We start from the raw sequence: 25,059 nt of genomic DNA, 5'->3' as shown, positions 1-25,059 counted from the left end.
CGCAGTGTTCATTATGTGGAGTTAGCTTACCGTATGGAAATGTTGATCCTGATTGGATTGATTGTGCTCAATGGCCTCTTCGCCATGTCTGAAATCGCCATCGTCACGGCCCGCAAGGCGCGACTCACCAAGCTCGCCGCCGAGGGGAGCCACTCTGCCGCCATCGCCCTGCGCCTGGCCGATGATCCTACCCATTTCCTCTCTGCGGTGCAGATTGGCATCACCAGCATAGGTCTGCTCAACGGCATCTATGGTGAGTCCGTGCTGGCCAAACCCTTCGCCATCTGGCTGCAGGGCTGGGGCCTGACCCCCAGCAGCAGCAGCCTGCTCGCTACCGTGCTGGTGGTGGTCATCGTCACCTATCTCTCCATCGTCATCGGTGAGCTGGTGCCCAAACGACTCGGCCAGATAAGCCCGGAGCGCATCGCCTGCCTGATGGCGCGCCCCATGCTGTGGCTGGCGACCCTGACTCGCCCCTTCGTCTGGCTGCTCTCCGCCTCGACCCATGCCAGTCTGCGACTGCTGCGGGTCAGCCAGGAGAACAACAGTCACCTCACTCAGGAAGAGATCCACGCCATGTTGGAGGAGGGCTCCGAGACCGGGGTCATCGAGGCCCATGAGCGCACCATGCTACGCAATGTGTTTCGCCTTGATGAGCGCCGTCTCGAGTCCATCATGGTGCCCCGCAGCGACATCCGCTATCTGGATCTGGCCCTGCCCACCGAGGTCAACCTGATGCGAATGGTGGAGTATGGCCACAGCTTCTTCCCTGTGTGTGACGGCAGCCTCTCCAACCTGGTTGGCATCCTCAACGTCAACAAGGTGCTCCATGCCTATGTGCGCGGCGAGACCATCGATCTGGCGGCCCTCACCCAGGATGGCAGCCTGTTGCCTGAGACCCTCAATGGCCTGGAGCTGCTCAACCATTTCCGTGGTCACGCCGAGCACATGGTGCTGGTGGTGGACGAATATGGTGAGTTGCAGGGGCTGGTGACCCAGCAGGATCTGCTCGAGGCGCTGGCGGGGGACTTCCAGCAGGGTGAAGCGCAGGACAACTGGATTTTTCAGCGCGCCGACGGCAGCCTGCTGCTCGACGGCCTCATTCCTCTGCCAGAGCTCAAGGATTGCCTGGGGATCAACCGCCTGCCGGAAGAAGAGGATCACCACTATCACACCCTGGGCGGCCTCATCATGCTGCTGCTGGGACGAGTGCCTCAGACCGGAGATCTGGTCTCCCTGGATCAGTGGCAGCTGGAGATTGTCGACATGGATGGTCTGCGTATCGATAAAGTGTTGGCAACCTCAACCAAGCAGTCGGCCGAGGCCGTGGAGTAGGTATTATGATGGAGCAGTTTTCCCAGTTGGCGCACGCCTTCATGACCCAGGATCTCGCCACCCTGTCAGATCCCAGGATGGCCTTCATGGTGTGCTGTGTGCTGCTGACTTTCCTGGTGCTGGAGAACGGCTTCATTCCTACCGCCTTTCTGCCCGGTGACAGCTTGCTCATCCTGACCGGGGTACTCATCTATCAGGAGGTGATCTCCCCCTGGGTGGTGCCCCTGTTGATCGTCGCGACCTTCGTCGGTACCTGGCTCGGTTACATGCAGGGCCGCTTCCTCGGGCACACCCAGACCTATCACCGTTTGATGTCCCACATGGACGACAAACACAAGGAGAAGGTGTTCTACCTGCTCAACAAGTACGGCATCCTGACCCTGATCACCGCGCGCTATATCGCCTTCGTGCGCACCGTCTATCCCTACATAGTCGGTGCGACCGAGATCCCCCAGGGACGCTTCCTGGTCGTCAATCTGGTCAGTTCCATCCTCTGGGTCAGCCCGCTGGTGAGTCTGGGCTACTACCTGAGCCATACCAAGCTGGCAGCCCAATATGAGACTCAGTTCCTCAGCATCATTCTCTACCTGCCGCTGGTGCTGCTCGCTGCCGGTCTGGTGGCGCTGATCTGGCGCTGGCTGGTGCGGCGCAAGGCCACGCCGGAGCAAAACAAACCCTGAAGCAAGAGGCCATGGCAACATGGCCTTTTTTAATCACGATTATTAATAAAATAGCCCCCAGCGACCTTGTAAAGCCGCAGCAAAAATGCGTGAATCTACCGCCTTTTTCTGGAGTTGGATGGAGTAGTCGTATGAGGGGTCAGATGCGCACCTTGACGTTGTTGAGTACATTGGCCAGCCTCTTGCTGCCCGCCCTGGTCATGGCCGCGCCCAATCCTGCCAAACTGCAATTGCAGTCGAGCAGCGCCCTGGTGATGGAGGTTGGCAGCGGCAAGACGCTCTATCAGAAGAACGCGACCAGTCGCCGCCCCATCGCCTCCCTCACCAAACTGATGACGGCGCTGGTGGTACTCGATGCCAGGCAGGATCTCAACCAGACCCTCACCGTCAACAGCAACGATCGCGATGCCATCAAGCACACCTATTCCCGGGTGCGCATGGGCACCAAGATCAGTCGTCGCGATGCCTTGCATCTGGCACTGATGTCTTCGGAAAACCGCATGGCCTCGGCGCTGTCTCGCCATTACCCGGGAGGGCGTGCCGCCTTCGTGCGGGCCATGAACACCAAAGCCAAACAGTTGGGGATGCGCAACAGCCGCTTCCATGATGCCACCGGCCTCTCCAGTGCCAATGTCTCCACCGCCCAGGATCTCGCCAAGCTGATCGCGGCCGCCTATCGCCAGCCGCTGATCCGCCAGTTCACCCAGGATAGCGAGCAGGAGATGCGCTTCGCGGTGCCCGGATACAGCCTGCACTTCAACAACACCAACCCCCTGGTCAAGAACCAGGATTGGGATGTGCGTCTCTCCAAGACCGGCTTTACCAATGAAGCGGGCCGCTGCCTGCTGATGCGTGCCAAACCGGACAACAAGGAGCTGGCCATTGTCCTGCTCAACTCCTTTGGCAAGCGCACTCCCATAGGAGATGCCAACCGCATCCGCAAGTGGCTCAAAACCTGAGTAGAAGCTCGTTTGGCTCGATCTGACCCAAAGAGGGATGCCACGGCATCCCTCTTTGCTTATCCGCCCTGGCTGGCTCCCGCGTCAGCACAATGCTTGCCCTGGCCCACCCGCCACCGATTTCCCCCCTCCCCTCGCCGCCACACACCTTGCCTGAAGAGAGCCCAGGCCTGGGCACTATTCCCGGCCGGCTCAAGGCGCAAAGGGTCGCTGAGCCATGCCAGAAGGGGGAACGCCTGGAGAGTGGGGCAGGGCCAGCAGAACGCCGCCCATGGCCTTGCGCGGGGCTCTGGGAAGGGAGTACACCCTTGGATAGCGCCACAAGCCACAAGGCTCGCTGATAGGGGTTGCGATGAAGGATGGGCTGGCGGGCAGCAGGGTTGTCAGCCCCTCTTCCCGGTATGCGACAAGCGAGGGCCACGGGAGTGACAGGGATTGGAGTGGGCCGGAAAAGATCCATAAAAAAACAGCCTCGACCTGAGTCGAGGCTGTCTGTATGGTGCGCCCGGGAGGATTCGAACCTCCGACCACCTGGTTCGTAGCCAGGTACTCTATCCAGCTGAGCTACGGGCGCTCATCAACTTTTGACATTGCTTCTTAATATGGTGCGCCCGGGAGGATTCGAACCTCCGACCACCTGGTTCGTAGCCAGGTACTCTATCCAGCTGAGCTACGGGCGCTCACAAACTTTTTGTACTGCTTTCAATATGGTGCGCCCGGGAGGATTCGAACCTCCGACCACCTGGTTCGTAGCCAGGTACTCTATCCAGCTGAGCTACGGGCGCTCATAAACTTTTGGTGTTGCTTTAAATGGTGCGCCCGGGAGGATTCGAACCTCCGACCACCTGGTTCGTAGCCAGGTACTCTATCCAGCTGAGCTACGGGCGCCCTGTTTTTAAAGCGATAAAAAAAGCTTACTTATCAGTAAGCCTTTTCTAAAGTGTCGACTTGCTGATGGTCAACACATGACTCTTGCTTGAGTCTTAATATGGTGCGCCCGGGAGGATTCGAACCTCCGACCACCTGGTTCGTAGCCAGGTACTCTATCCAGCTGAGCTACGGGCGCAAATGGCGGAGAAGGGGGGATTCGAACCCCCGATGCGGGTATAAGCCGCATACTCCCTTAGCAGGGGAGCGCCTTCAGCCTCTCGGCCACCTCTCCGTTTGCGGGGCTGATAATACTTCACAGGGATTTTTAGTCAAACACTTTTTTGGAGAAAAAAGCCTGTTCGCTCAGCATTTGGTCAAAGAGCGGAATATTCAAACAAAATCGATACTTATCCCACTGTTTACGCCCCTGACGGGCAGGTTGAGCCCCCCAGAAAAACAAAAGGCGACACTGAGGTGTCGCCTTGATGCTGCTATGAAAAGCGGCTTAGAAGTTGGGTTGGCCCGGTACTTTCTCGGCCTGTATCCGCATGTAGATCTCTTCGCGGTGTACAGAGACTTCTTTCGGTGCGTTGACGCCGATACGGACCTGGTTGCCTTTCACGCCCAGTACGGTCACTGTCACTTCATCACCTATCATCAGGGTTTCCCCTACACGACGAGTCAAAATAAGCATTCGCTTGCTCCTGTATTCTGTTTTGTATTTGTATCGATAATCGACATTATCTTACAAAGATACCGATATGGTAAATGGTTGAAACTAAATCAATCCGGGATTGTTACCCAGAGGCTGTTCACTCGGCTCCTGATCCAGCCCGAAGGCCCCATGCAGGGAGCGTACTGCCAGCTCCAGATACTTCTCGTCAATCACCACGGAAATCTTGATCTCTGAGGTTGAAATCAACTGCATGTTGATCCCCTCCTCACCCAATACCTTGAACATGGTGCGGGCCACGCCGGGATGATTCCACATCCCCACCCCGACAATAGAGACCTTGGCTATCTCACCATTGCCCTGAACACAGGCGGCGCCAAGCTCGCTGGCCGTCAGCTCAAGCAGAGCACGGGCACGGCGATAGTCATCGCGATTCACCGTGAAGGTAAAGTCTGCAGTGCCATCCCCCAACGTATTCTGAACAATCATGTCCACGTCGATATTGGCATCGCTGATTGGGCCGAGGATCTGAGCCGCAACGGTGGGCCTGTCCGGCACCCCCAAAATGGTCAGACTGGCCTCATTGCGGTTGAACGCAATGCCCGATACCAGGGGAGCTTCCATCCTCTCACCTCCATATGTGATTAAGGTTCCCTCGCCATCGATAAAGCTCGACAGCACCCGTAATGGTACCCGGTACTTTCCTGCAAACTCCACCGAACGGATCTGCAGCACCTTGGCCCCCAGGCTCGCCATCTCCAGCATCTCCTCGAAGGTGATGGTCGAGAGGCGCCGAGCCTTGGGCTCGATACGCGGATCCGTGGTATAGACACCGTCTACATCGGTGAAGATATGACACTCATCGGCCTTGAGGGCCGCCGCAATCGCCACCGCTGTGGTGTCGGAACCACCCCGGCCCAGGGTCGTGATGGCATTGTGCTCATCACGACCCTGGAAGCCTGCCACCACCACCACCTTGCCACTGGCCAGCTCGCCTTGCAGCGATGCGGTATCTATGTGGGTGATCCTGGCCTTGCCATAGGCCGAATCGGTGTGGATGCGCACCTGATCCCCGGTCATGGAGACGGTCTGGCAGCCACGGCGGTTCAGCGCGATGGCAAGCAAGGCAATGGTGACCTGCTCGCCGGTGGAGACCAGCACATCCATCTCGCGCCGATTGGCGTCAGGATCCAGCTGCTGGGCCATGCCCAGCAAACGGTTGGTCTCCCCCGACATAGCGGAGACCACCACCACCACATCATGCCCCTGCAGTCTGGTATGAGCGACCCGCTCAGCGACCGCTTCGATCCGCTCCAGGGTGCCAACCGAGGTGCCACCGAACTTCTGTACATAGAGTGCCACAGATCACCTCGCCCTAATTAGAGGCGCTCTTCCAGCCAGGAGTGAACGGATTGCAGTGCCGCCGGCACGGCCTCCGGTTGAGTGCCACCCGCCTGCGCCATGTCAGGACGACCGCCCCCCTTGCCGCCGACCTGCTGGGCAACCAGATTGACCAGCTCACCCGCCTTGACCTTGCCAGTCAGATCCGACGTGACGCCAGCGATCAGGTTGACCTTGCCTTCGTCACTGGTGGCCAGCAGCACGACGCCGGACTTCATCCGATTCTTCAGCTCGTCCAGCATGCCGCGCAGGGACTTGGGATCCACGTCATCCAGTGCGGCTACCAGCACCTTCTGGCCCTTGATCTCGATGACCTGGCTCAGCAGGTCACTGCCCGCCTGGGCTGCCAGCTTGGCCTTGAGCTGCTCCAGTTCGCGCTCCATCATCTTGGACTTGTCCAGCAGTTGACGCACCTTGCTACCCAGGGAGAACTGATCGCCTTTGATCAGCGCAGCCGCTTCTTCTATCTGCTCGGCCAACTGGTGCAGGAAATCGATGGCACTCTTGCCGGTCACGGCTTCGATACGGCGGATACCCGCCGCTATGCCGCTCTCGGCGATGATCTTGAAGAAACCGATGTCGCCGGTGCGCTTGGCATGGGTACCACCACACAGCTCGGTGGAGTAATCGCCCATGCGCACTACCCGCACGTCATCTTCGTATTTCTCGCCAAACAGTGCCATGGCACCAGCGGCTTTGGCCGCCTCCAGATCCATCACCTGGGTAGCGATGTCATGGTTGGCGCGGATCTGGGCGTTGACCAGCTCCTCGATGCGACGAATGGTCGCCATGGTCAAGCCTTCGAAGTGGGAGAAGTCAAAACGCATCCGCTCGGCACCGACCAGGGATCCCTTCTGGGTCACATGATCCCCCAATGCCTGACGCAGGGCCGCATGGAGCAAGTGGGTCACCGAGTGGTTCAACGCCACGGCCTGACGGCGTTCTTCATCGACTTCTGCCACCACGGCGGCACCCTCTTCCAGGGTACCCAGCTCCAGATAACCGGTATGGATAATGGCTTTACCCGCCTTGCGAGTGTCGGTCACCGCGAAGATACCGTCATCCACCTTGATGATGCCGGTATCGCCCACCTGACCGCCGGACTCGGCGTAGAAGGGGGTCTTCTCGAGTACCACAACCGCCTCTTCACCCGCGATGAGGCCACTCACCTGGACGCCATCTTTGTAGATGGCCAGCACCTTGGTCTGCTCGGTCAGGGCCTGGTAACCGGTGAAGGGGGTTTCGAAGTCGAGCTTGAGCACATCGTTGTAATTGACACCGAAGCTGGAGGCCTCTTTGGCGCGAGCACGCTGCTTCGCCATCTCGGTGTGGAAACCCTCTTCATCGATACCGATCTCGCGCTCACGCACCACATCGGCGGTCAAATCCGCCGGGAAGCCATAGGTGTCATACAGCTTGAACACCACGTCACCCGGGATCACTTTGGCATCCCCCAGGTTGGCCAGCACATCTTCGAGCAGCAACAAGCCCCTGTCCAGGGTGCGGACAAACTGCTCCTCTTCGATGCGCAGTACCCGCTCGACCAGGGAGAGCTGAGCGCTCAACTCGGTGGCCACGTCTTTCATCTGCACGGCCAGCTCGGCGGCCAGCTTGTAGAAGAAGACATCGGTGGCACCCAACTTGCGGCCATGGCGCACGGCGCGACGGATGATGCGGCGCAGTACATAGCCGCGCCCCTCGTTGGAGGGCATGATACCGTCGCCAATCAGGAAGGCGCAGGAGCGGATGTGGTCGGCGATGACGCGCAGGGACTGATTGCTCAGATCCTCGGTGCCCACTATCTCGGCCGCCTTCTTGATCAGTGCCTGGAAGATGTCGATCTCATAGTTGGAGTGCACGCCCTGCATGATGGCAGCGATACGCTCCAGCCCCATGCCGGTGTCCACGGAGGGGCGCGGCAGCGGTTCCATGGTGCCATCGGCCTGGCGGTTGAACTGCATGAAGACCACGTTCCAGATCTCGATGAAGCGATCGCCATCTTCTTCCGGTGAGCCGGGAGGGCCGCCCCAGATATGATCGCCATGGTCGTAGAATATCTCGGTGCAGGGACCGCAAGGACCCGTATCACCCATCTGCCAGAAGTTATCGGAGGCAAAGGCTGCGCCCTTGTTGTCACCGATGCGCACGATGCGATCGGTCGGCACGCCAATCTCTTTGGCCCAGATCTCGAAAGCTTCGTCATCGGTCTCATAGACGGTGACCAGCAGGCGCTCTTTGGGCAGCTTCAGGGTGCCAGTCAGGAACTCCCAAGCGAAGCGGATAGCATCCTGCTTGAAGTAATCGCCGAAACTGAAGTTACCCAGCATCTCGAAGAAGGTGTGGTGACGCGCGGTATAACCCACGTTTTCCAGATCATTGTGCTTGCCGCCCGCACGTACACAGCGCTGGGAGCTGGTCGCCCGGTTGTAGGCGCGCTTGTCGGCACCGAGGAAGACATCCTTGAACTGATTCATCCCTGCATTGGTGAACAGCAAGGTTGGATCGTTGTGCGGAACCAGTGAGCTGGACGACACCACCTGGTGCCCCTGGGAGCGGAAGTACTCGAGAAACGCGTTGCGGATCTCTGATGTGGACATATACATGGAAAATCCTGCTTGATTCAGATACGGACTTTTAATCGCCTTAATGTAAGTTTTCTACGGGGCAAAGTAAAACCCACAGGCTCCTCGTCCCCGAAAAAGCCGGTGAAAAGAGACCCCAGGCGACATGCAAGGCATAACGTCCTAAAAAAGCGGCGGACTGGGCTCAGATCCAGGCTGACGAGAAACCCGAACATGCAGCGCAGACTCCCCAAAAGCGGCAAGACAGGCCCATGACGATCACCAGCGGACAGCGTCACGACGCCATAGCCTAGAAGGTTGGCCAGGAAGCCGTCACCAAGATGTCACGGCCAAAACGTCAAAGACAAAACGCCAAAGAGAGAGCAGCAGGGGTGGCCGGCGGCAGATCAGGGAAGGGCGCATGGCGGCATGGGAACAAGAGGCATGAGCCTCACACCAAGAAGGGATTGACTTAACATGACGAGGGAAAGCGCAACTCCCGGCCTGAGCAAGCCATCACGATTGCCATTCAGTCGTCGTCCGCCTCGCTCTCGGCCAGCAGAGTATCCAGCGCATAACGGGCCTGATCCTGATTGAAACCTCGTCCCAGCAGGTACTTGAGCCACTTCATCCGCACCTTGAACTCCTTGAGAACAGCAGCATCGGTGCGGCGCTGCAACAGGGCAAGGGCCAGCTCGAACCAGTCCAGTTCGGGTTGATCAAACGCCAGCTCCAACTCGGTATCACTGAGCCCCTTGCGGCGCAGATCGAAGCGGATCTTGGTGGGACCATGCCCCTTGGCCGCTCCGGCCCGCACCGCCATGGCGCCATAACGCTCATCGGATACCCACTGGTGATCGCGGCAATAATCGAGCACGGCCTGACTCACCGTCTCGTCATAGCCCCGCTTGCGCAGACGCATCAGCAGCTCGGACTCGGCACTCTCCCGCCTGCCCAGACTGCGCATGGCGTAGGCGCGGGCGGCGGCGAATGTTTCTTCAAATGACAACTCAGGCTGTTCCGTCATGGCTCCCTCGCCCATAAAAACAAGGCCGGGGGTTAGCCCGGCCTGTCTGTTACTCAAATTCTTGTTCGTCTTCGGGCTCAAGCTCGTCGAGAGCGGCCACTGGAGCCTTCTCGTTTGGCCCCCCGTCCTTGGCCAGCAGCAGCTCACGCAGTCTGGCTTCGATTTCGGCAGCCATCGTCTTGTTCTCGGCAAACAGCTTCATGACGTTGGCCTTGCCCTGGCCTATCTTCTCGCCATTGTAGCTATACCAGGCACCGGCCTTGTCGATCAGCTTGTGCTTGACGCCCAAGTCCACCAGCTCGCCCTCTTTCGAGATGCCCACGCCGTAGAAGATCTGGAACTCGGCCTGTTTGAAGGGCGGGGCCACCTTGTTCTTGACGACCTTGACGCGGGTCTCGTTACCGACCACCTCGTCCCCTTCCTTGATGGCGCCGATCCGGCGGATATCCAGGCGTACTGAGGCGTAGAATTTGAGGGCGTTACCACCCGTGGTGGTCTCGGGGCTGCCGAACATGACGCCGATCTTCATGCGGATCTGGTTGATGAAGATACACAGGCAGTTGGCATTCTTGATGTTGGCAGTCAGCTTGCGCAGCGCCTGGGACATCAAGCGAGCCTGCAGGCCGACGTGGGAATCCCCCATCTCGCCTTCGATTTCAGCCTTGGGCGTCAAGGCGGCAACGGAGTCGACGATGATGACGTCGACCGCGTTGGAACGCACCAGCATGTCACAGATTTCCAGCGCCTGTTCGCCGGTATCCGGCTGGGAGATCAGCAGGTCATCGACGTTGACGCCCAGCTTGGCGGCATAGATGGGATCCAACGCGTGCTCGGCATCGACGAAGGCACAGGTCTTGCCCTTCTTCTGGGCCTCGGCAATGACTTGCAGCGTCAGGGTCGTCTTGCCCGATGATTCCGGGCCATAAATCTCGACCACACGACCGCAGGGCAGACCGCCGATGCCGAGCGCCACGTCCAGGGAGAGGGAGCCGGTAGAGATGGCTTCAATGTCCATGGTCTTGCTGTCGCCCAGACGCATGATGGAGCCTTTACCAAACTGTTTCTCAATCTGACCCAGCGCTGCCGCCAGTGCCTTCTGCTTGTTCTGATCCATGCCAATCTCCGCTGGAAATCGTGATAAGGTGAAGTTGGGCTAAGTATACTGTCTATTCATACAGTATCAACCCCTTTTACTTGAGCAGGGCCAAGAGACCGGACAGGGCTTGTCTGATCGCCTGTTGTCGCACCTGATGGCGATCCCCTTCGAAACGGGCAAGCAGCGAGCGCTGACGCCCTCCCTGCTCGGCCCAGGCAAACCAGACGGTGCCGACCGGTTTATCCTCAGACCCCCCGCCCGGCCCCGCGATGCCGCTGATGGCGACGCTGATGCGGGCGTCGGATCGCGCCAGGGCGCCCCTGGCCATTTCCAGTACCACGGCCTCACTGACGGCGCCGTGACGCACCAGGCTGTCGACACTGACCCCCAGCATCTGCTGTTTGGCCTCATTGGTGTAGGTGACGAAGCTGCGATCGAACCAGGCCGAGCTGCCCGCTATCTCGGTGATGGCATAGGCAACCCCGCCCCCGGTGCACGATTCTGCGGTGGCAGCCAGCCAGCCACGGCCGATGAGGGCCGGGCCCAGCTCCTCGGCAAGGCAAACAATCTCTCTATCAAGGGTCATGGCACCTCCCGTTATCGAGCCTGCATTATGCTATCCCGGCCCGGGCTATCGCAACAGAGTCAGCCTTGGGCACCATCAGGTTGGGTTCCCCCCATCCCCGCCTTCTGTGTAGAATGGCCCCCCATAATAGCCGTATCTGCACAGGCCACTCGGCCACCATCCGGGATCGAACATGAACGCATTATCCGCCCAAACAGGGGCTCCCAACGCAGCCCTTAGCCAACATACGCCCATGATGCAGCAGTACCTGGGCCTCAAGGCCGAGAACCCTGAGATACTGCTGTTCTACCGGATGGGCGACTTCTATGAGCTCTTCTATGACGATGCCCGCCGGGCTGCGCAGTTGCTCGACATCTCCCTGACCAAGCGTGGTCAATCCGCCGGTACTCCCATTCCCATGGCAGGGGTGCCCTATCACGCCATCGAAGGCTATCTGGCCAAGCTGGTGCAACTCGGCGAGTCGGCGGCCATCTGCGAACAGGTGGGGGATCCGGCCACCAGCAAGGGGCCGGTCGAGCGCAAGGTGATCCGCATCGTTACCCCGGGCACCGTCTCCGACGAGGCGCTGCTCAACGAGCGCCAGGACAACCTGATCGCCGCCCTCTATCACGATGGTCGTCAGTTCGGTTTTGGCACCCTGGATATCAGCTCGGGCCGCTTCTTCATCAATCAGTTCGACAAGGAAGAGACCCTGCTGGCCGAGTTGCAACGCACCAACCCGGCCGAGTTGCTCCATCCGGAATCTTTCGCGTTCATGCACCACATAGCGGGACGCCGCGGCCTGCGCCGTCGCCCCGAGTGGGAGTTTGAACTGGGCACGGCCCGCAAATTGCTGTGCCAGCAATTTGGCACTCAGGATCTGGTGGGCTTTGGGGTCGACAAGAGTGAGGTAGCCCTGTGCGCCGCCGGCTGCCTGATGCAGTACGTGAAAGACACCCAGCGCACCGCCCTGCCTCACATTCGTGGAGTCAGGCTTGAGCAACCGGATCACGCCGTCATCATGGATGCCGCGACCCGCCGCAACCTGGAGTTGACCCAGAATCTGGCCGGCGGCTACGAAAATACCCTGAGCGAAGTGCTGGATCGCGCCCAGACCCCCATGGGCAGCCGTTTGCTCAAGCGCTGGTTGCATCAGCCGATCCGCGATCGGGTGCTGCTGCGCGGCCGCCAGAGCACCATATCCGAGCTGATAGAAGCAAACCTCTATGACGAGCTGGGTGCCCTGCTGCGCCAGGTTGGCGACATGGAGCGGGTATTGGCCCGCCTCGCCCTGCGCTCCGCACGCCCTCGGGATCTGACCCGTCTGCGCCAGGCGTTCACCCAGCTGCCACACCTGCAAGCCTTGCTGGCAGGCAGCCAGCACGAAGCGGTGCAGCGACTGCGGGATCGCGCCGCCTGCTTCCCGGAGCTGCTGGATCTGCTGGAGCGGGCCATCATGGAGACCCCGCCTGTACTGATCCGCGATGGCGGCGTCATCCGCGAGGGCTTCAACAGCGAGCTCGACGAAATCCGCGATCTGGCCGATGGGGCCACCGCCGTACTGGGTCGCATCGAGGAGCGGGAGAAGCAGGAGACTGGCATCAACACCCTTAAAGTGGGTTACAACAGGGTGCATGGCTTCTTCATCGAGGTGAGCCGGGCCAACAGCCACCTGGTGCCCGCCCACTACATCCGCCGTCAGACCCTGAAAAACAATGAGCGATACATCATCGATGAGCTCAAAAAATACGAAGATCAGATCCTGACCGCCCAGAGTCGCGCTCTGGCCCTGGAAAAACGGCTCTATGAAGAGCTGCTCGACACCCTGCTGTCCCATCTCGCCGAGCTGCAAGAGTCTGCCGCCGCCCTGGCCGAGCTGGACGTACTGGCCAACCTGGCGGAGCGAGCCGAGACCCTCAATTATCAGTGTCCGACCCTGACCGACGAGGATCAGATCCTGATCGAGGGCGGCCGCCACCCCGTGGTGGAGCAGGTCATGAAGGATCCCTTCATCGCCAATCCGGTCAGCCTGAAACAGGGCCGACAGATGTTGATCATCACGGGCCCCAACATGGGGGGTAAGTCTACCTATATGCGCCAGACCGCCCTCATCGTGCTGCTGGCGCATATTGGCGCTTATGTGCCGGCCGACAGCGCCCGCATCGGTCCCATCGATCGCATCTTCACCCGCATCGGCGCCTCGGACGATCTTGCCTCGGGTCGCTCCACCTTCATGGTGGAGATGACCGAGACCGCCAATATCCTCAACAACGCCACGGCCCAGAGTCTGGTGCTGATGGACGAGATAGGTCGCGGTACCAGCACCTATGATGGTCTCTCCCTGGCCTGGGCTTGTGCCGAACAGCTGGCCAGCAAGATAGGGGCCTACACCCTGTTTGCCACCCACTACTTCGAGCTGACCAAGCTGCCCGAGCTGCTGCCAAACCTTGCCAACGTCCATCTGGATGCGGTGGAGCACGGCGACACCATCGCCTTCATGCATGCGGTGCAAGAGGGCGCAGCCAGTCGCTCTTACGGCCTGCAAGTCGCAGCCCTGGCCGGGGTGCCCAAGTCGGTGATCCATCAGGCGCGCCACAAGCTGGCCGAGCTGGAACGTGGCACTCCGCTGGTGACGGGCGAAGCGGGCAGCCTCCCTCCACCACAGCCCTTGCCACAGCCTCACCCGGCCGTGGAGGAACTGGCACAGATACGCCCGGATGACCTCTCCCCCCGCCAGGCCCTGGAGCTGATCTATCGCCTCAAGCAACTGCTCTGACAGCCGCGTTGCGCCGGGCGGCGCATGCGCAAACAAAAGGGGAACCCGTCGGGTTCCCCTTTTTTGGATGAGATGCCTGCATTCACAGGCATCAGGGCTTCATCAGGTGCCCGGGCCTATACGCTCTTTCAGGCTCATATAGCTAGAGCCATCGTGTCGCTTCAGGTTCTGGCGGTACTCGACCTGCCGCTGGCTCTCTTGCTTGAGACCGAGGATCAGCGAGTAGCACATGGCCAGCATGATCACCGAGAAGGGCAAGGCGGCGATGATGCTGGCGGCCTGCAAGGCCGCCAATCCTCCCGACATCAGCAAGATGGCCGCGACCAGCCCCTGACCTATGCCCCAGACGGCGCGGTGACGTATCGGCGGCTCGCTCTCACCAATGGAGAGCAAGGTCGTGATCACCAGGGTGCCCGAGTCACAGGAGGTGATGAAGTAGGTACAGATCAGCAGGGTCAGGATCCCCTTGGCAATCAGGCCCACAGTGCCCCAATCCAGCATGTCTACCGTCTTGTAGAGGGCCTGGGTCACATCCTGGTTGACGGCCTCGGCCACACCGCCCGCACCGAACAACTCCAGATGAATGGCGGTACCGCCAAACACCGTCAACCAGAACATGCCTAGCAGGGAGGGCACCAGCAGCACGCCCAGGATGAACTCACGTATGGTACGCCCCTTGGAGATGCGGGCGATAAACATGCCAACAAAGGGGGCCCAGGCTATCCACCAGCCCCAGTAGAAGGCGGTCCAGGAGGATTGCCAGGCAGAGGTGCCGTTCGCCTCGGTATTGGTCCAGAAACTCAACTTGATGAGGTTTTGCAGATAGTCACCGATGTTCTGCACATAGGAGTTGAGGATGTAGGTGGTCGGCCCCATCACGACAAACACCAGCAAGATCAGGATGCTGAGCCAGACGTTGAGCTCAGACAGTATCTTGACCCCACGCCCCACCCCCGAGACTGCCGACAGGGTAGCGATGAGGGTGATACCCGCAATGAGCCACAGCTGATTGGTCTGGGAGACGTCCATCCCAACGAGCTGATTGAGACCCGTGTTCATCTGGGCAACCCCCAGACCGAGGGAGGTCGCGACCCCGAACACTGTGCCGAACACCGCCAGCACATCGGCGGCATGACCCCAGAAGCCATATATCCTGTCACCCAGGATCGGGTAGAGCACGGAACGAATGGCCAGGGGCAGCTTGCGTCTGTAGCTGAAAAACGCCAGGGAGAGACCGACGATCGCGTAGATGGCCCAGGGGTGCAGACCCCAATGATAGAAAGTAACCCGCATGGCAATCTGCGCCGCCTCGGGGGTCATGCCCTTTTCGATGAAAGGGTTGGCCTGCAGGTGGAACATCGGCTCGGCGATGCTCCAGAACACCAGCCCTATCCCCATGCCGGCACTGAACAGCATGGAGAACCAGGCGAAGTAGCCATACTCGGGCTCCTGATCATCATCCCCCAGGCGGATGCTGCCAAAGCGGCTGAACATCAGATAGATGGCAAAGAACAGGAAGAGCGCCACCACCAGGATGTAATACCACTTGAAGCTGGCGATGATGGTGTCTTTGGCGCCACTGAACCAGGATGCCGCCGTGTCCGGATCGAAGACCCCGAATAGCAGGAAGAGGGTGATCACGGTCAGGGCCGTGGTCGCCATGGTTGAATTAAGGCCTTTGAATATCCCTTTGGTCGCTCTCATTGACCCTCCTTAGTCCTGATTGTAAAAATCTTCACCGACATGGTCACCGGCGCCGCCGATGGCCCGATAGACCAGCTTGCCGGCACTGTCGTCACGATGATCGACCAGACTGACCGAAGGCTGACCATTTACCGCATGGCGTTTGCCAAGGAAGATCGCCATGGGGATACCGATGTTGGAGATACCGCTACTGATCCAGAGGCGGTTGAAGTCATAGCTACCGCCAATGAACTCGAGCTGGGCCAGACCGTTGTCCAGACCGGAGAGGTAGAAGTTCATGGCGCTCTCATTGGGGAACAGATGCACCAGCACATAGGCATACCGCATCTCGTTGACCAGCTCCTTGAGGGTGAAGCGGCCGGTGTTGGTACAGGAGAGAGGGAGCTCACCATCATAGTGGTGTACTTTGAGGGTGTTAGGATCCTCATCGTAACGGGGTTGATAGCGAATGAACGCAGAGGTGTCGGGCAACTCATAGCGCACACGCACCACGGTTAACTCGCTAACCAGAGACTTGATGTCCAGATCGTTTGTCATCATCTTGTTCCTCAAATATCGGGTTTAAATTTGGTAAAGGCCGCATAAAATACCATAAAAATGCTTTGAGCTGAAACTAAGTCATTCATAGGCCACTTGACCCAAGCATTGATTAGTTCGAGAATCCGCTCCCAACAACGCCTCTTTAGTGGTCTGATACCATGGAAAAACATGATGAAGTCTTGGTCGCGCTGCGCCAAATCATTCGAGCCATCGATATGCACTCGAAGCGGTTGATCAAGGAGGCGGGTCTAACGGCACCACAATTATTGCTGCTCAAAGGAATAAATGAGTTGGGGCAGATCTCGATGCGCCAGCTGGCCAACCACACCAATATGAGTCAGGCGACCGCCACCACCATCATGGACAGGCTGGAAAGCCGCGGCCTGGTGCAGAGAGTTCGCAGCCAGACCGATAAGCGCAAGGTACATGCCACCCTGACCGAACAGGGTCAATTGCTGCTGGCTCAGGCTCCGACCCCCCTGCAAGTCCACTTTATTCAGCGCTTTCAGGCGCTGGAAGTGTGGGAGCAGACCCTGTTGCTCTCTTCCCTGCAACGCATCTCCCACATGATGAATGCCAGCGGCATAGATGCCGCCCCCGTGCTGAGCGTGAATCCCCTCACCGACTGAACGGTGCATATGAAAAAAGCCCCGACGGGGCTTTTTTCAATCTCATCGCACTATCGTCTTACTCTTCCAGCGAGATACCGATATTGGAGACGCCGTCCTGGGCCGCAAAGGCTTTGATGGCGAGGATCCGGTCGCTGTCACGCTCGTGAGCAACTCGCTTGAGCAACTCGACCTGGAACTCCAGTTCCGCCTCCATGTATTCATGCTCGTAGAGCTCTTCTTCGGTGAGATCCCGCTCTTCCAGCAGTTCGATGAAACCGGCTACCGTCCCGACCGAGGCGTGACTGGCATCCATGGCCTCTTCACCCACCCGGCAGATCACCGAGTTATAGGCACAGCCCAAGGCCACGCAGGCATCCAGTGCCGGATAGGCGCCGTAGGATTCGAATTTGCCTGGCTCGGGGATATAGACCTCAAACGCCTCCAGAATAGCCCCCAGGTTGACCCGGGAGCTCTTGACCGTGAGGTAGCTCCACATCTGATCCAGGGCATGGCGATAGGCCTTGGCATCACCAAAGCCCGAGGCCTGGGCGAACAGGGCATAGTTCGGATACATACGCTCGGCCAGGGCCAGGGTATAGACGGTTTGCTGCCAAGGTTGTAACTCGGCCAGTCGCTTATAAAACTTGTCACCAAACACGGCAGGAGATCCTTCATAAAATGTGGGGCAGATTGTAGCCCACGGGGGGACGCGGCGAAAACGAAAAAGCGAGCTGGTCGACGTTGTTGCCCTGGCAAGTCGGGTAAGATGAAGAGAGCGGCCTCCCCTCCCTCGCCGCGCGCCTTATGAGGAATTCGCCAATGAGCCAACGTACCCTGCTGCTGCTCAGTCAGGACAATGCCCACTACCAGCGCCTGTTGCAGGCCGCTCGCCTGCCGCATCTTCGCATCCTGCGAGCCGACAGCCCAAGTGAGGCAGAGCCCCTCATCGGCGAGGCTCACATCCTGCTCGCCGAGCCTGCTCGTGCCAAACCCTTGCTGGCGCGGGCACACAAGCTGAGCTGGGTACAATCGAGCTACGCAGGTGTTGATGTACTGCTGGGCAACGATTGCCGTCACGATTATCAGCTCACCAACGTGCGCGGCATCTTCGGCCCTCTGATGAGTGAATATGTGTTCGGCCACCTGCTCAGCCTGACTCGTCATCTACCCTGCTACCAAGAGCAACAGGCGCAGCAGCATTGGCAGAGCCACCCCTATCAAGGACTCAAGGGCAGGACACTGCTGGTGCTTGGTACCGGCAGCATAGGCCAGCATATCGCACAGACCGGCAAGCATTTCGGCATGCGGGTGCTCGGTGTCAGTCGCAGTGGTCATGAACGGGCAGGCTTTGATGAGGTGTACCAGCTGGCCGCCCTCAATCGATTACTGGGCCAGAGCGATGTGATAGTAAGCGTGTTGCCAGCGACCCGCGAGACGCACCACCTATTCACCCGGGAGCGCTTCGAACACTGCAAGCCCGGCGCCATACTGTTCAATGTCGGTCGTGGCAGCGCTATTCACACTCAGGATCTGCTCGATGCCCTGGCGAGCGGCAAGCTTGCCCAGGCAGTACTGGATGTCTTCGAGCAAGAGCCCTTGCCCGCCGACAGCACGCTCTGGTCGACCCCCAACCTCATCATCACCCCCCATAACAGCGCCTACAGCTTTCCCGAAGACGTGGCCCAGATTTTCGTGCGCAACTATATCCGCCTCATCGATGGCCAGCCTCTGGATGGTCGCATCGACTTCGACAAGGGCTATTGAGCACCCAAGCCCAAGGCGGGACAGCCAATAAAAAAGAGCCCGACGGGCTCTTTTTTATGGCAATTAAAGGGATCTTGGCCGTCACGGGAACTCAGCTCACCAAGAGCTCTTTCTTGTAAGACTGTACCTTGGCCAGGAACTGGCGCTTGGCCTTGCCGCTCAGGGCTTCGGACATGGGCAACTTGACCGTCATGGGGTTAACGGGGCGGTTGTTGAGTCGTACCTCATAGTGCAGATGCGCACCCGTGGATCGCCCTGTGTTGCCGGACAGGGCTATCCTGTCCCCCATCTTCACCCGCTGACCCGGTTTGACCAACAGCTTGCTCAGGTGCAGGTAACGGGTGCTCAGGGTGCGACCATGCTTGATCACCACATAGGTGCCAGCCAAGGGGTGACGGGTCGCCTTGACGACCACGCCATCCCCGGTTGCCAGCACGGCCGTGCCGACCGGTACGGCGAAGTCCGTACCTTCATGAGGGCGCACCATGCCAGTGATGGGATGGCGGCGGGCCGGGTTGAAGGTCGAGCTGATGCGATAGCGGCTGTGGGTTGGATAGCGGCGGAAACCGCGCTCCAGGCTCTGTCCCTGGGCATCGTAATAGTTGCCATCTTCCGCCAGCCAAGCCGAGAAACTCTTGCCATTGCTGAGTACTTCGACCCCGAGCAGCTGGCTGTTGCCAGTATTTTTGCCCTGCACCGTCTCCTGCTGCATCAATACCTTGAACTTGTCACCCTTCTTCAGATCGCTGGCAAAATTGAGGCGCCACTGAAACAAGTTGGCAATCTTCTTGATGTGGCTGGCCGGGACGCCGGCATTACGGGCGCTGACGTAGAAACTGCCATTGATGACGCCATTGAAGTTCTGCTTCTGCCACTCCACGGCCTCGGTGACCATGTTGGCACTGTAGTTGTCATCGACCCGTTTGAGCTCAAGAGACTGCTTGATATTGAGCCGGATCTTCATCTCTTGCAGTATGTTGTCCTGATCGATCAGCAACTCTATGGTCTGCCCTGGCTTGAGGCGGGCCAGATTGTTCTTGCTGTCTGCATCCAGCACCTTGTACAGAGTGGTGGTCGACAGGCCAAGGGTGTTGAAGATGGTAGTGAGGTTCTCACCATTGCGTACCCGGTAGTCTTGCCACTCGGGGCCAGTATCGGCGGGAATGTCATCCTCGGGGGCCACGGGATCGATCAGCTCATGATCCGGGATGGCGTTAAATTCGGTGTTGTCTTCATTGGTGGCGGTGCCATGAGCCGAAATGGGCAGTTCCAGGCGCAGTGGGCGCTCCAGAATATCCCCTGGCGCAGGCAGTATGGCCACTGCCGACAGGGTCAATCCCGTCAGCAACAACATGGCATAAAAATGTTTGCGGGGAACCGGTGGTTCCCAGTTGGCAGCACTGGCTACCAAGGGACGAAGACGTTTCATCCGCTATCCTGTCATTAGTTCTGAGAGTGTTATTGGGTCGTGTCGTTGTTATAAAATCGCATAAAGCTGCACATTCGACCCATGATTTCGTGAAAAGTTCACTGCAAGACGCACCAAAAACACATTTTATTCATAACCTGTGGTTTTTGGCAGAAAATATCATCACTTTTCTCCCATTTTTTCCTACTTTTAAGAACCAGATCAGATCCTGATCGACCCGCCAAGGGCCATGTTGCGCAACTTTTTCCAGGGAGTGGATATGTCGTTAGCGAAATTGTTAAACAGGATCATCCTCGTCCTGTTTCTGATTGGCGCCGCTCTACTGTTCATGCTCGAAATCACCACGGTCCGCCAATCCATCCTCGACCAGATGTCAGCCAATCTTGAAACGGCCATCACAGCTCTCGGTCTGGTGTTGCAGGGTACCTTGCTCAATGAAGACAAGGTATTGGCTGAAACCATCGTCAATGCCATGTTTGACGGTGGTTTCGTCAGTGCCATCACCCTAGTCGACCCGGATGGCCAGATGCTGTTCCACAAGGTCTTTACCAGTACCCAGCAGAGTATCCCGGCCTGGTTGCCCAGTCTCATCGCCATGCCGCCGGTCAAGGTCGAACAGGAGTTGACCGACGGCTGGCGCATGCTGGGGACACTGACGCTGGAGGGACACAGTGGCTACGCCTACCAACACCTGTGGAATGCCGTCAGCCGCACTGGCCTGGCGCTGCTGGGCGGCCTGATCGTCTTCAGCCTGCTCATTCCCTGGATCTGCAAGCGTCTGTTGCGCCCACTCACCGAGATCAATCAGCAGTTGGGCCTGATCCGCAAGCGTCAATATGGCGCTGAGTTGCCCATCCCTTGGCTCAAGGAGCTCAAGGATGTGGCCAGCTCGGTCAACCAGCTCGTCTCGGAGCGCAAACGGGACATGCTGCAACAGCGGCTCAAGATCACCCAGCTAGGCAAGCAGCAGGAGGCAAGCAGTCATCTTCCCCTGCTCAACCTTCACCCTGTGGATGAGGAGTGGCAACAACAGCATTTTTACTCCACCCAAGGGGACATACTGCTCTATCGGCGCTTGTTGCCCCGCCAGCCATTCTCTGGCGAGACGCCTCTCATCAAGTTGCAGCAAGCCATCACTTACTGGCTAGGTCAGGAATGTGAAGGGCTCTCCCTGCCGCTCAGTCTGCTCAGTCATCCTCAATGGCCCCAATTGCAGAACGGACTCATCAAGGCGCCCAAGGGGAGATTCATCGACTGGCGTTGGGATATAACCACCCTGCCAGCCAGTGCCATGGCCACCTTCATGGCACTGGAAGGCGCGGGACTGGAGTTGGCCTTTAGCGGCATTCCCATCAACAACGAGGTGCTGAACCAGCTCGACCCTGTCTATCCCGCGTTCATCAGCCTTGCTGTCACCAACTCCCCCCTCTACTGGAACCTGGTCAGCCAGAGCCTCCATGGATCCGGCTATACCTTGCTGGCAGAGGCCAGCTCCATCACGGACATCAACATATTGCGGGCCTGGGGTATCGATGGCTACGCCACGGGAGCATCATCATGAAAATCCTGCCCCTGCTCCCTCTGCTACTGGTGCCATCCCTGCAGGCAGCCACCCACATCGAGATAGGCACGGGATCCGAACAAGGCATCTACTACCAGATGGCCAAGGAGTTCTGCCGCCTGGCCCATGAGCAGGATGAGAGCCTCAGCTGCCGACCCAAGGCAACAGCGGGATCCCTGGAAAATCTGAAGCAGTTGAAAGAAGGGGAGAGTGACTACGCCATAGTCCAGTCAGACTGGCTATTTCAGGCCAGCAAAGGGGTCGGCGCCTTTGAAGGGGCTCCTCAAGCTCACTTGAGAACCCTGTTCGCCACTCACGCCGAGCCCTTCACCCTGGTGGTTCGGGCCGATGGCGACATCACTCGACTCGAACAGCTCAAACTGGCACCTATCGACTTTGGTTTGAAGCATTCGGGCACCCGCAAGACGGCACTGGCGCTGATGGCACTGCTGGGCGTCAAGGAGCAGGATCTCGATCTGAAGAGCGTTGCCAACCTGCCAGAATCCTTGTGCAGTAAGCAGATTGATGCTTTCGCGCTGGTGATAGGCCATCCGAACCGCATGACCCTGGAAGCGGCGAAACGCTGCCCCATTACCTTTTTGTCCATAGAGGGCGAGCTACGCGACCGGTTCATCAAGGGCCTCCCCTACTATCAGCGCAGCCAGATCCCGGCACGCATCTATCCTGGTAACCCCAAGCCAGTCCCAACCTTCGCCATCGCCGCAACCTTGGTCAGTCGGGAGGATGTCCCGGAGGATCAGGTCTATCGGCTCACCAAAGCCATGCTGAATCAACAGATCCCGTTCAACGAACAGACATATGGCTACGCCAATCTGTTTCACAGAGCGCGCAACAAGATAGGTCCGGTGCTGATGGCGCCGCAGCATCCCGGAGCTGCCCGCTATTTTGCGGAGCTCAAGGCGGCTGGGAAGTTATAGCTGGCGACGGGGGGAGCGCAGATGCTCGCTGGAGAAGCGGGTTTTCATGGAGGTCCACTGGGCCAGTCGATCGGCACTGCCCGCCAGGGTTCCATCACGGCGTGATTTCATGACCCAGATGCTCTTGGCATCGAAGCTGTAGACGGGAATGAGATCGGGACGTTTACTGCCTGGCAATATGCTGCTTTTGATGTTGTCCAGCACCAAAGGGTCGGCCTTGGGAGTGGGGAAGTAGAGCGTCACCATATGAAACGCGTTGTAATCAACCGCCTTGACATAGGCGAGACGCAGTTTCTTCTCTTCGACACCCAGTTCCATCAGGGTGTAATACTTGGCAATGCTGTAATCCTCACAATCCCCTCCCCGGGCACCGATGAATTCGAGCGGGTTGGCCCAATAATCATCCATGCCCCACAACCTGGGATCCTCACTATAGGTGAGATTATTGAAGTAGTTGTTTACCAAGACAATTTTCTGCTGATCAGTGGTGCCAGCCCGAGGGCTCAGCAGACGGGCATACGCCTCTGCCCGCTTCACTGCCGCCTTGCCATAGACATCGGCCATCTTGGCTTGCAACTGGGGTTCGGCCAGATAGGTGGAAAGCTGGGAAGCCTGCAGTGGCAAGCTGACCAGCAAGCCACTGCATATCAACAGAGAGATCCTTCTCATTTAAACGGTGCTCATTAAATTGTGTTGATGGTCAGTATAGACACCCCATCTAATGGCATTGTGCAAAGCCATCGGCCAATTGCTGCATAAATTGTGGATAGGCATCCGGTCCTGACACCACGTCCTCCCCGACCTCATCGAGCAACAGTACCTTGGCGCCGGTATTACGGGCCACCGACTCGATCACCGCTGGCGAGAACTGGGGTTCGGCGAAGATGCAGGTGGCCTTCTTCTCCTCCAGTGCCTTGCGAATCTCGACCAGAGTCCGGGCACCAGGACGTCGCTCAGGGCTGACGGTAAAGTGGCCTCGGGAACGCATGCCATAATGACGCTCCCAATAACCATATGCCTCGTGAAACACGAAATAACCTTGCTGACTGACGGCCTTCATTTGCGGCGCTATGGCTTGCTCTTTCTCGGCCAATTTGCGGTTGAAGGTGATCAGATTCGCCTGGTAGCGGGCCTCATTGGCCGGATCCTGGGCACTCAAGGTATCCGCCAGCGCCTGGGCTATCACCCTTGCCTGATCCGGGCCCAGCCAGATGTGGGGATCCACCCCCTCATGATGGTGGCCTTCGTGACCTTCATGGCCGTGATCGTCATGATCATGCCCCTCATGAGACTCGCCTGCCTGGTTGGCATAATCAAACAATGGCATGCCCTTGACCCGGGTCAGGGTCAGCACGTGGGGAAGACCCGCCAAGGGTTTGCTCATGAAACCTTCCAGCTCAGGGCCGACCCAGACCACCAGATCCGCCTGCTTGATGGCACGAATGTCCGAGGGGCGCAGAGAAAAATCATGGGGAGAGGCGCCGGTCGGCAGCAATACCTGGGGCTCACTGACCCCATCCGTGATGGCTGCGGCGATGAAACCCAAGGGTTTGATGGTGGTCAAGACTGTGGTGGCACGCACCGGCAGGCTGATCATGAGCAGCGCGGTGAGCAGGGCAAGAATTCGCATAGGGATCTCGTCAGGACAGATGAATGTGATAATATAACAGAAAACGCGATTGTTATATTATAACTCTCACTGGCTGTAAACCCCGGAGCTGTCATGACCCAACTGGTGGAGCTGAAGCACGTCTGTCTCTCATTCGACGGACGTCTCGTGCTCGACAAGGTCTCCTTTACCCTCAATAAAGGCAAAATCACCACCCTTGTCGGTCCCAATGGTGCGGGCAAGAGCACCCTCAGCAAGCTGGTACTGGGCCTGCTCAAGCCCGATTCCGGGCACATTGTGCGCAGTGGCGGGCTCAGGGTCGGTTATGTGCCACAACGACTTTACCTGGATCCCACACTGCCGCTCACCGTGCGCCGCTTCCTGCAGCTCGGCAAGAATGGTCGCCTCTCCATTGAGGAGGCCCTTGCCCGGGTCGGTGGCCAGAGTCTGCTCGATAACCGAATGCAGAAGCTCTCCGGCGGTGAAATGCAACGGGTACTGCTGGCCCGCGCCTTATTGGTCAAGCCGGAGCTGCTGGTACTGGATGAACCCGTGCAAGGGGTCGACATCAATGGTCAGATCGAACTCTATGCCCTCATCGGCAAGCTGGCGGCCGAGTTCGACTGTGCCGTGCTCATGGTCTCCCACGACTTGCACCTGGTCATGGCGAGTACCCATGAGGTGATTTGCCTGAATGGTCACATCTGCTGCCACGGGGAACCGGAAAGCGTGGCTCGCCATCCGGAGTTTGCCCGCCTGTTCGGCCGACCCGAGCAGGAGGTGCTGGCCGTCTATACCCACCATCACCACTGCGATGGCCAGCATGAACATGCCGAGCCTGCCCCGCTCATCCGCCTGCCGTCACGCAAATAAGCCGACGAGAATGCAAAGCACGGATAAATATGGCGCCAAACCCGGCCTGAATCTCCTTTGGCCAACCGACTGCAAGTAAGGATCTTA

21 protein-coding genes and 6 tRNA genes are annotated in these 25,059 nt (G+C 58.6%); 9 read left to right on the top strand and 18 right to left on the bottom strand.

The genetic code is table 11. The features are described 5' to 3' along the window. Positions 1-33: 33 nt before the first annotated feature. From KYK33_RS03285 to pbpG, 3 genes are all read left to right on the top strand, one after another. On the top strand, positions 34-1,335 hold the full coding sequence (locus tag KYK33_RS03285; protein WP_042041638.1) for a hemolysin family protein: 1,302 nt from the start codon (positions 34-36) through the stop codon (positions 1,333-1,335). An 8-nt stretch (positions 1,336-1,343) separates the two neighbouring features. Continuing rightward, on the top strand, positions 1,344-2,015 hold the full coding sequence (locus tag KYK33_RS03280; protein WP_042041933.1) for a DedA family protein: 672 nt from the start codon (positions 1,344-1,346) through the stop codon (positions 2,013-2,015). A 143-nt stretch (positions 2,016-2,158) separates the two neighbouring features. Then, complete coding sequence (gene pbpG / locus KYK33_RS03275) at positions 2,159-2,974, top strand: D-alanyl-D-alanine endopeptidase (protein ID WP_370736606.1); 816 nt, start codon at positions 2,159-2,161, stop codon at positions 2,972-2,974. Between the two features lie 497 nt (positions 2,975-3,471). On the opposite strand, the gene KYK33_RS03270 is transcribed toward pbpG, so the two are convergent. The 12 genes from KYK33_RS03270 to KYK33_RS03215 form a co-directional block, all read right to left on the bottom strand. Further along, positions 3,472-3,548: transfer RNA gene (locus tag KYK33_RS03270), tRNA-Arg, on the bottom strand. Positions 3,549-3,577: 29 nt separating this feature from the next. Continuing rightward, positions 3,578-3,654 (bottom strand) — tRNA-Arg (locus KYK33_RS03265). Between the two features lie 28 nt (positions 3,655-3,682). Then, positions 3,683-3,759: transfer RNA gene (locus KYK33_RS03260), tRNA-Arg, on the bottom strand. A 26-nt stretch (positions 3,760-3,785) separates the two neighbouring features. Beyond that, positions 3,786-3,862, bottom strand: a tRNA-Arg gene (locus tag KYK33_RS03255). A 101-nt stretch (positions 3,863-3,963) separates the two neighbouring features. Further along, positions 3,964-4,040: transfer RNA gene (locus KYK33_RS03250), tRNA-Arg, on the bottom strand. Between the two features lie 3 nt (positions 4,041-4,043). Next, positions 4,044-4,136: transfer RNA gene (locus KYK33_RS03245), tRNA-Ser, on the bottom strand. A 213-nt stretch (positions 4,137-4,349) separates the two neighbouring features. Then, positions 4,350-4,538, bottom strand: coding sequence for a carbon storage regulator CsrA (gene csrA / locus KYK33_RS03240; protein ID WP_005315760.1), 189 nt, complete (start codon positions 4,536-4,538; stop codon positions 4,350-4,352). An 84-nt stretch (positions 4,539-4,622) separates the two neighbouring features. Next, positions 4,623-5,879, bottom strand: a complete 1,257-nt coding sequence (locus KYK33_RS03235; protein WP_042041641.1) for an aspartate kinase — start codon at positions 5,877-5,879, stop codon at positions 4,623-4,625. 17 nt (positions 5,880-5,896) lie between these two features. Then, positions 5,897-8,521 (bottom strand): alanine--tRNA ligase, encoded by a 2,625-nt coding sequence (gene alaS / locus KYK33_RS03230; protein WP_224432013.1) that lies wholly within the window; start codon positions 8,519-8,521, stop codon positions 5,897-5,899. Positions 8,522-9,008: 487 nt separating this feature from the next. Beyond that, a complete protein-coding gene (locus KYK33_RS03225) occupies positions 9,009-9,506 on the bottom strand; it encodes a regulatory protein RecX (RefSeq protein ID WP_396021378.1) in 498 nt (165 codons plus the stop codon). Between the two features lie 49 nt (positions 9,507-9,555). Beyond that, positions 9,556-10,620, bottom strand: coding sequence for a recombinase RecA (gene recA / locus KYK33_RS03220; protein ID WP_042041645.1), 1,065 nt, complete (start codon positions 10,618-10,620; stop codon positions 9,556-9,558). A 76-nt stretch (positions 10,621-10,696) separates the two neighbouring features. Then, the gene (locus KYK33_RS03215; protein WP_224432012.1) at positions 10,697-11,188 is read right to left on the bottom strand and encodes a CinA family protein; all 492 of its coding nucleotides are present in this window, start codon (positions 11,186-11,188) and stop codon (positions 10,697-10,699) included. 172 nt (positions 11,189-11,360) lie between these two features. Here KYK33_RS03215 and mutS point away from each other — a divergent pair, with 172 nt between their 5' ends. After that, positions 11,361-13,943, top strand: coding sequence for a DNA mismatch repair protein MutS (gene mutS / locus KYK33_RS03210; protein ID WP_224432011.1), 2,583 nt, complete (start codon positions 11,361-11,363; stop codon positions 13,941-13,943). 102 nt (positions 13,944-14,045) lie between these two features. Here mutS and KYK33_RS03205 read toward each other — a convergent pair whose 3' ends face one another. Then, positions 14,046-15,647: a BCCT family transporter gene (locus KYK33_RS03205; protein WP_224432010.1), complete on the bottom strand. Its 1,602-nt coding sequence runs from the start codon at positions 15,645-15,647 to the stop codon at positions 14,046-14,048. A 9-nt stretch (positions 15,648-15,656) separates the two neighbouring features. Beyond that, the gene (locus KYK33_RS03200) at positions 15,657-16,184 is read right to left on the bottom strand and encodes a hypothetical protein (protein WP_042041649.1); all 528 of its coding nucleotides are present in this window, start codon (positions 16,182-16,184) and stop codon (positions 15,657-15,659) included. Positions 16,185-16,345: 161 nt separating this feature from the next. Here KYK33_RS03200 and KYK33_RS03195 point away from each other — a divergent pair, with 161 nt between their 5' ends. Next, positions 16,346-16,816, top strand: a complete 471-nt coding sequence (locus KYK33_RS03195; RefSeq protein ID WP_224432009.1) for a MarR family winged helix-turn-helix transcriptional regulator — start codon at positions 16,346-16,348, stop codon at positions 16,814-16,816. 58 nt (positions 16,817-16,874) lie between these two features. Here the strand turns inward: KYK33_RS03195 and KYK33_RS03190 are convergent, their stop codons facing one another. Continuing rightward, positions 16,875-17,456 carry a YjaG family protein gene (locus tag KYK33_RS03190; RefSeq protein WP_042041651.1) on the bottom strand — a complete coding sequence of 194 codons (582 nt, stop codon included), beginning with the start codon at positions 17,454-17,456 and terminating at the stop codon, positions 16,875-16,877. Between the two features lie 161 nt (positions 17,457-17,617). Here KYK33_RS03190 and KYK33_RS03185 point away from each other — a divergent pair, with 161 nt between their 5' ends. Next, positions 17,618-18,562 carry a D-2-hydroxyacid dehydrogenase gene (locus KYK33_RS03185; RefSeq protein WP_224432008.1) on the top strand — a complete coding sequence of 315 codons (945 nt, stop codon included), beginning with the start codon at positions 17,618-17,620 and terminating at the stop codon, positions 18,560-18,562. A 91-nt stretch (positions 18,563-18,653) separates the two neighbouring features. Here the strand turns inward: KYK33_RS03185 and mepM are convergent, their stop codons facing one another. Beyond that, the gene (mepM, locus tag KYK33_RS03180) at positions 18,654-19,991 is read right to left on the bottom strand and encodes a murein DD-endopeptidase MepM (protein ID WP_042041653.1); all 1,338 of its coding nucleotides are present in this window, start codon (positions 19,989-19,991) and stop codon (positions 18,654-18,656) included. A gap of 259 nt (positions 19,992-20,250) precedes the next feature. On the opposite strand from mepM, the gene KYK33_RS03175 reads away from it, so the two are divergent. Together KYK33_RS03175 and KYK33_RS03170 are read left to right on the top strand one after the other, a co-directional pair. Beyond that, positions 20,251-21,552, top strand: coding sequence for a LapD/MoxY N-terminal periplasmic domain-containing protein (locus tag KYK33_RS03175; RefSeq protein ID WP_224432007.1), 1,302 nt, complete (start codon positions 20,251-20,253; stop codon positions 21,550-21,552). Beyond that, the gene (locus KYK33_RS03170; protein WP_224432006.1) at positions 21,549-22,490 is read left to right on the top strand and encodes a TAXI family TRAP transporter solute-binding subunit; all 942 of its coding nucleotides are present in this window, start codon (positions 21,549-21,551) and stop codon (positions 22,488-22,490) included. The genes KYK33_RS03175 and KYK33_RS03170 overlap by 4 nt, the downstream gene beginning before the upstream one ends. On the opposite strand, the gene KYK33_RS03165 is transcribed toward KYK33_RS03170, so the two are convergent. Further along, a complete protein-coding gene (locus KYK33_RS03165; protein WP_224432005.1) occupies positions 22,485-23,159 on the bottom strand; it encodes a transglutaminase-like cysteine peptidase in 675 nt (224 codons plus the stop codon). The two genes, KYK33_RS03170 and KYK33_RS03165, sit on opposite strands and share 6 nt — an antisense overlap. A 49-nt stretch (positions 23,160-23,208) precedes the next feature. Continuing rightward, on the bottom strand, positions 23,209-24,120 hold the full coding sequence (gene znuA / locus KYK33_RS03160; RefSeq protein WP_224432004.1) for a zinc ABC transporter substrate-binding protein ZnuA: 912 nt from the start codon (positions 24,118-24,120) through the stop codon (positions 23,209-23,211). Between the two features lie 93 nt (positions 24,121-24,213). On the opposite strand from znuA, the gene znuC reads away from it, so the two are divergent. Then, positions 24,214-24,972 carry a zinc ABC transporter ATP-binding protein ZnuC gene (znuC, locus tag KYK33_RS03155; RefSeq protein WP_042041662.1) on the top strand — a complete coding sequence of 253 codons (759 nt, stop codon included), beginning with the start codon at positions 24,214-24,216 and terminating at the stop codon, positions 24,970-24,972. Positions 24,973-25,059 lie beyond the last annotated feature (87 nt).

It is taken from the genome of Aeromonas rivuli (assembly GCF_020149575.1).
GTDB classification, from domain to species: domain Bacteria; phylum Pseudomonadota; class Gammaproteobacteria; order Enterobacterales; family Aeromonadaceae; genus Aeromonas; species Aeromonas rivuli.
Note: the sequence above shows the minus strand (reverse complement) of the source record. Positions and strands in the feature narration are given on the sequence as shown.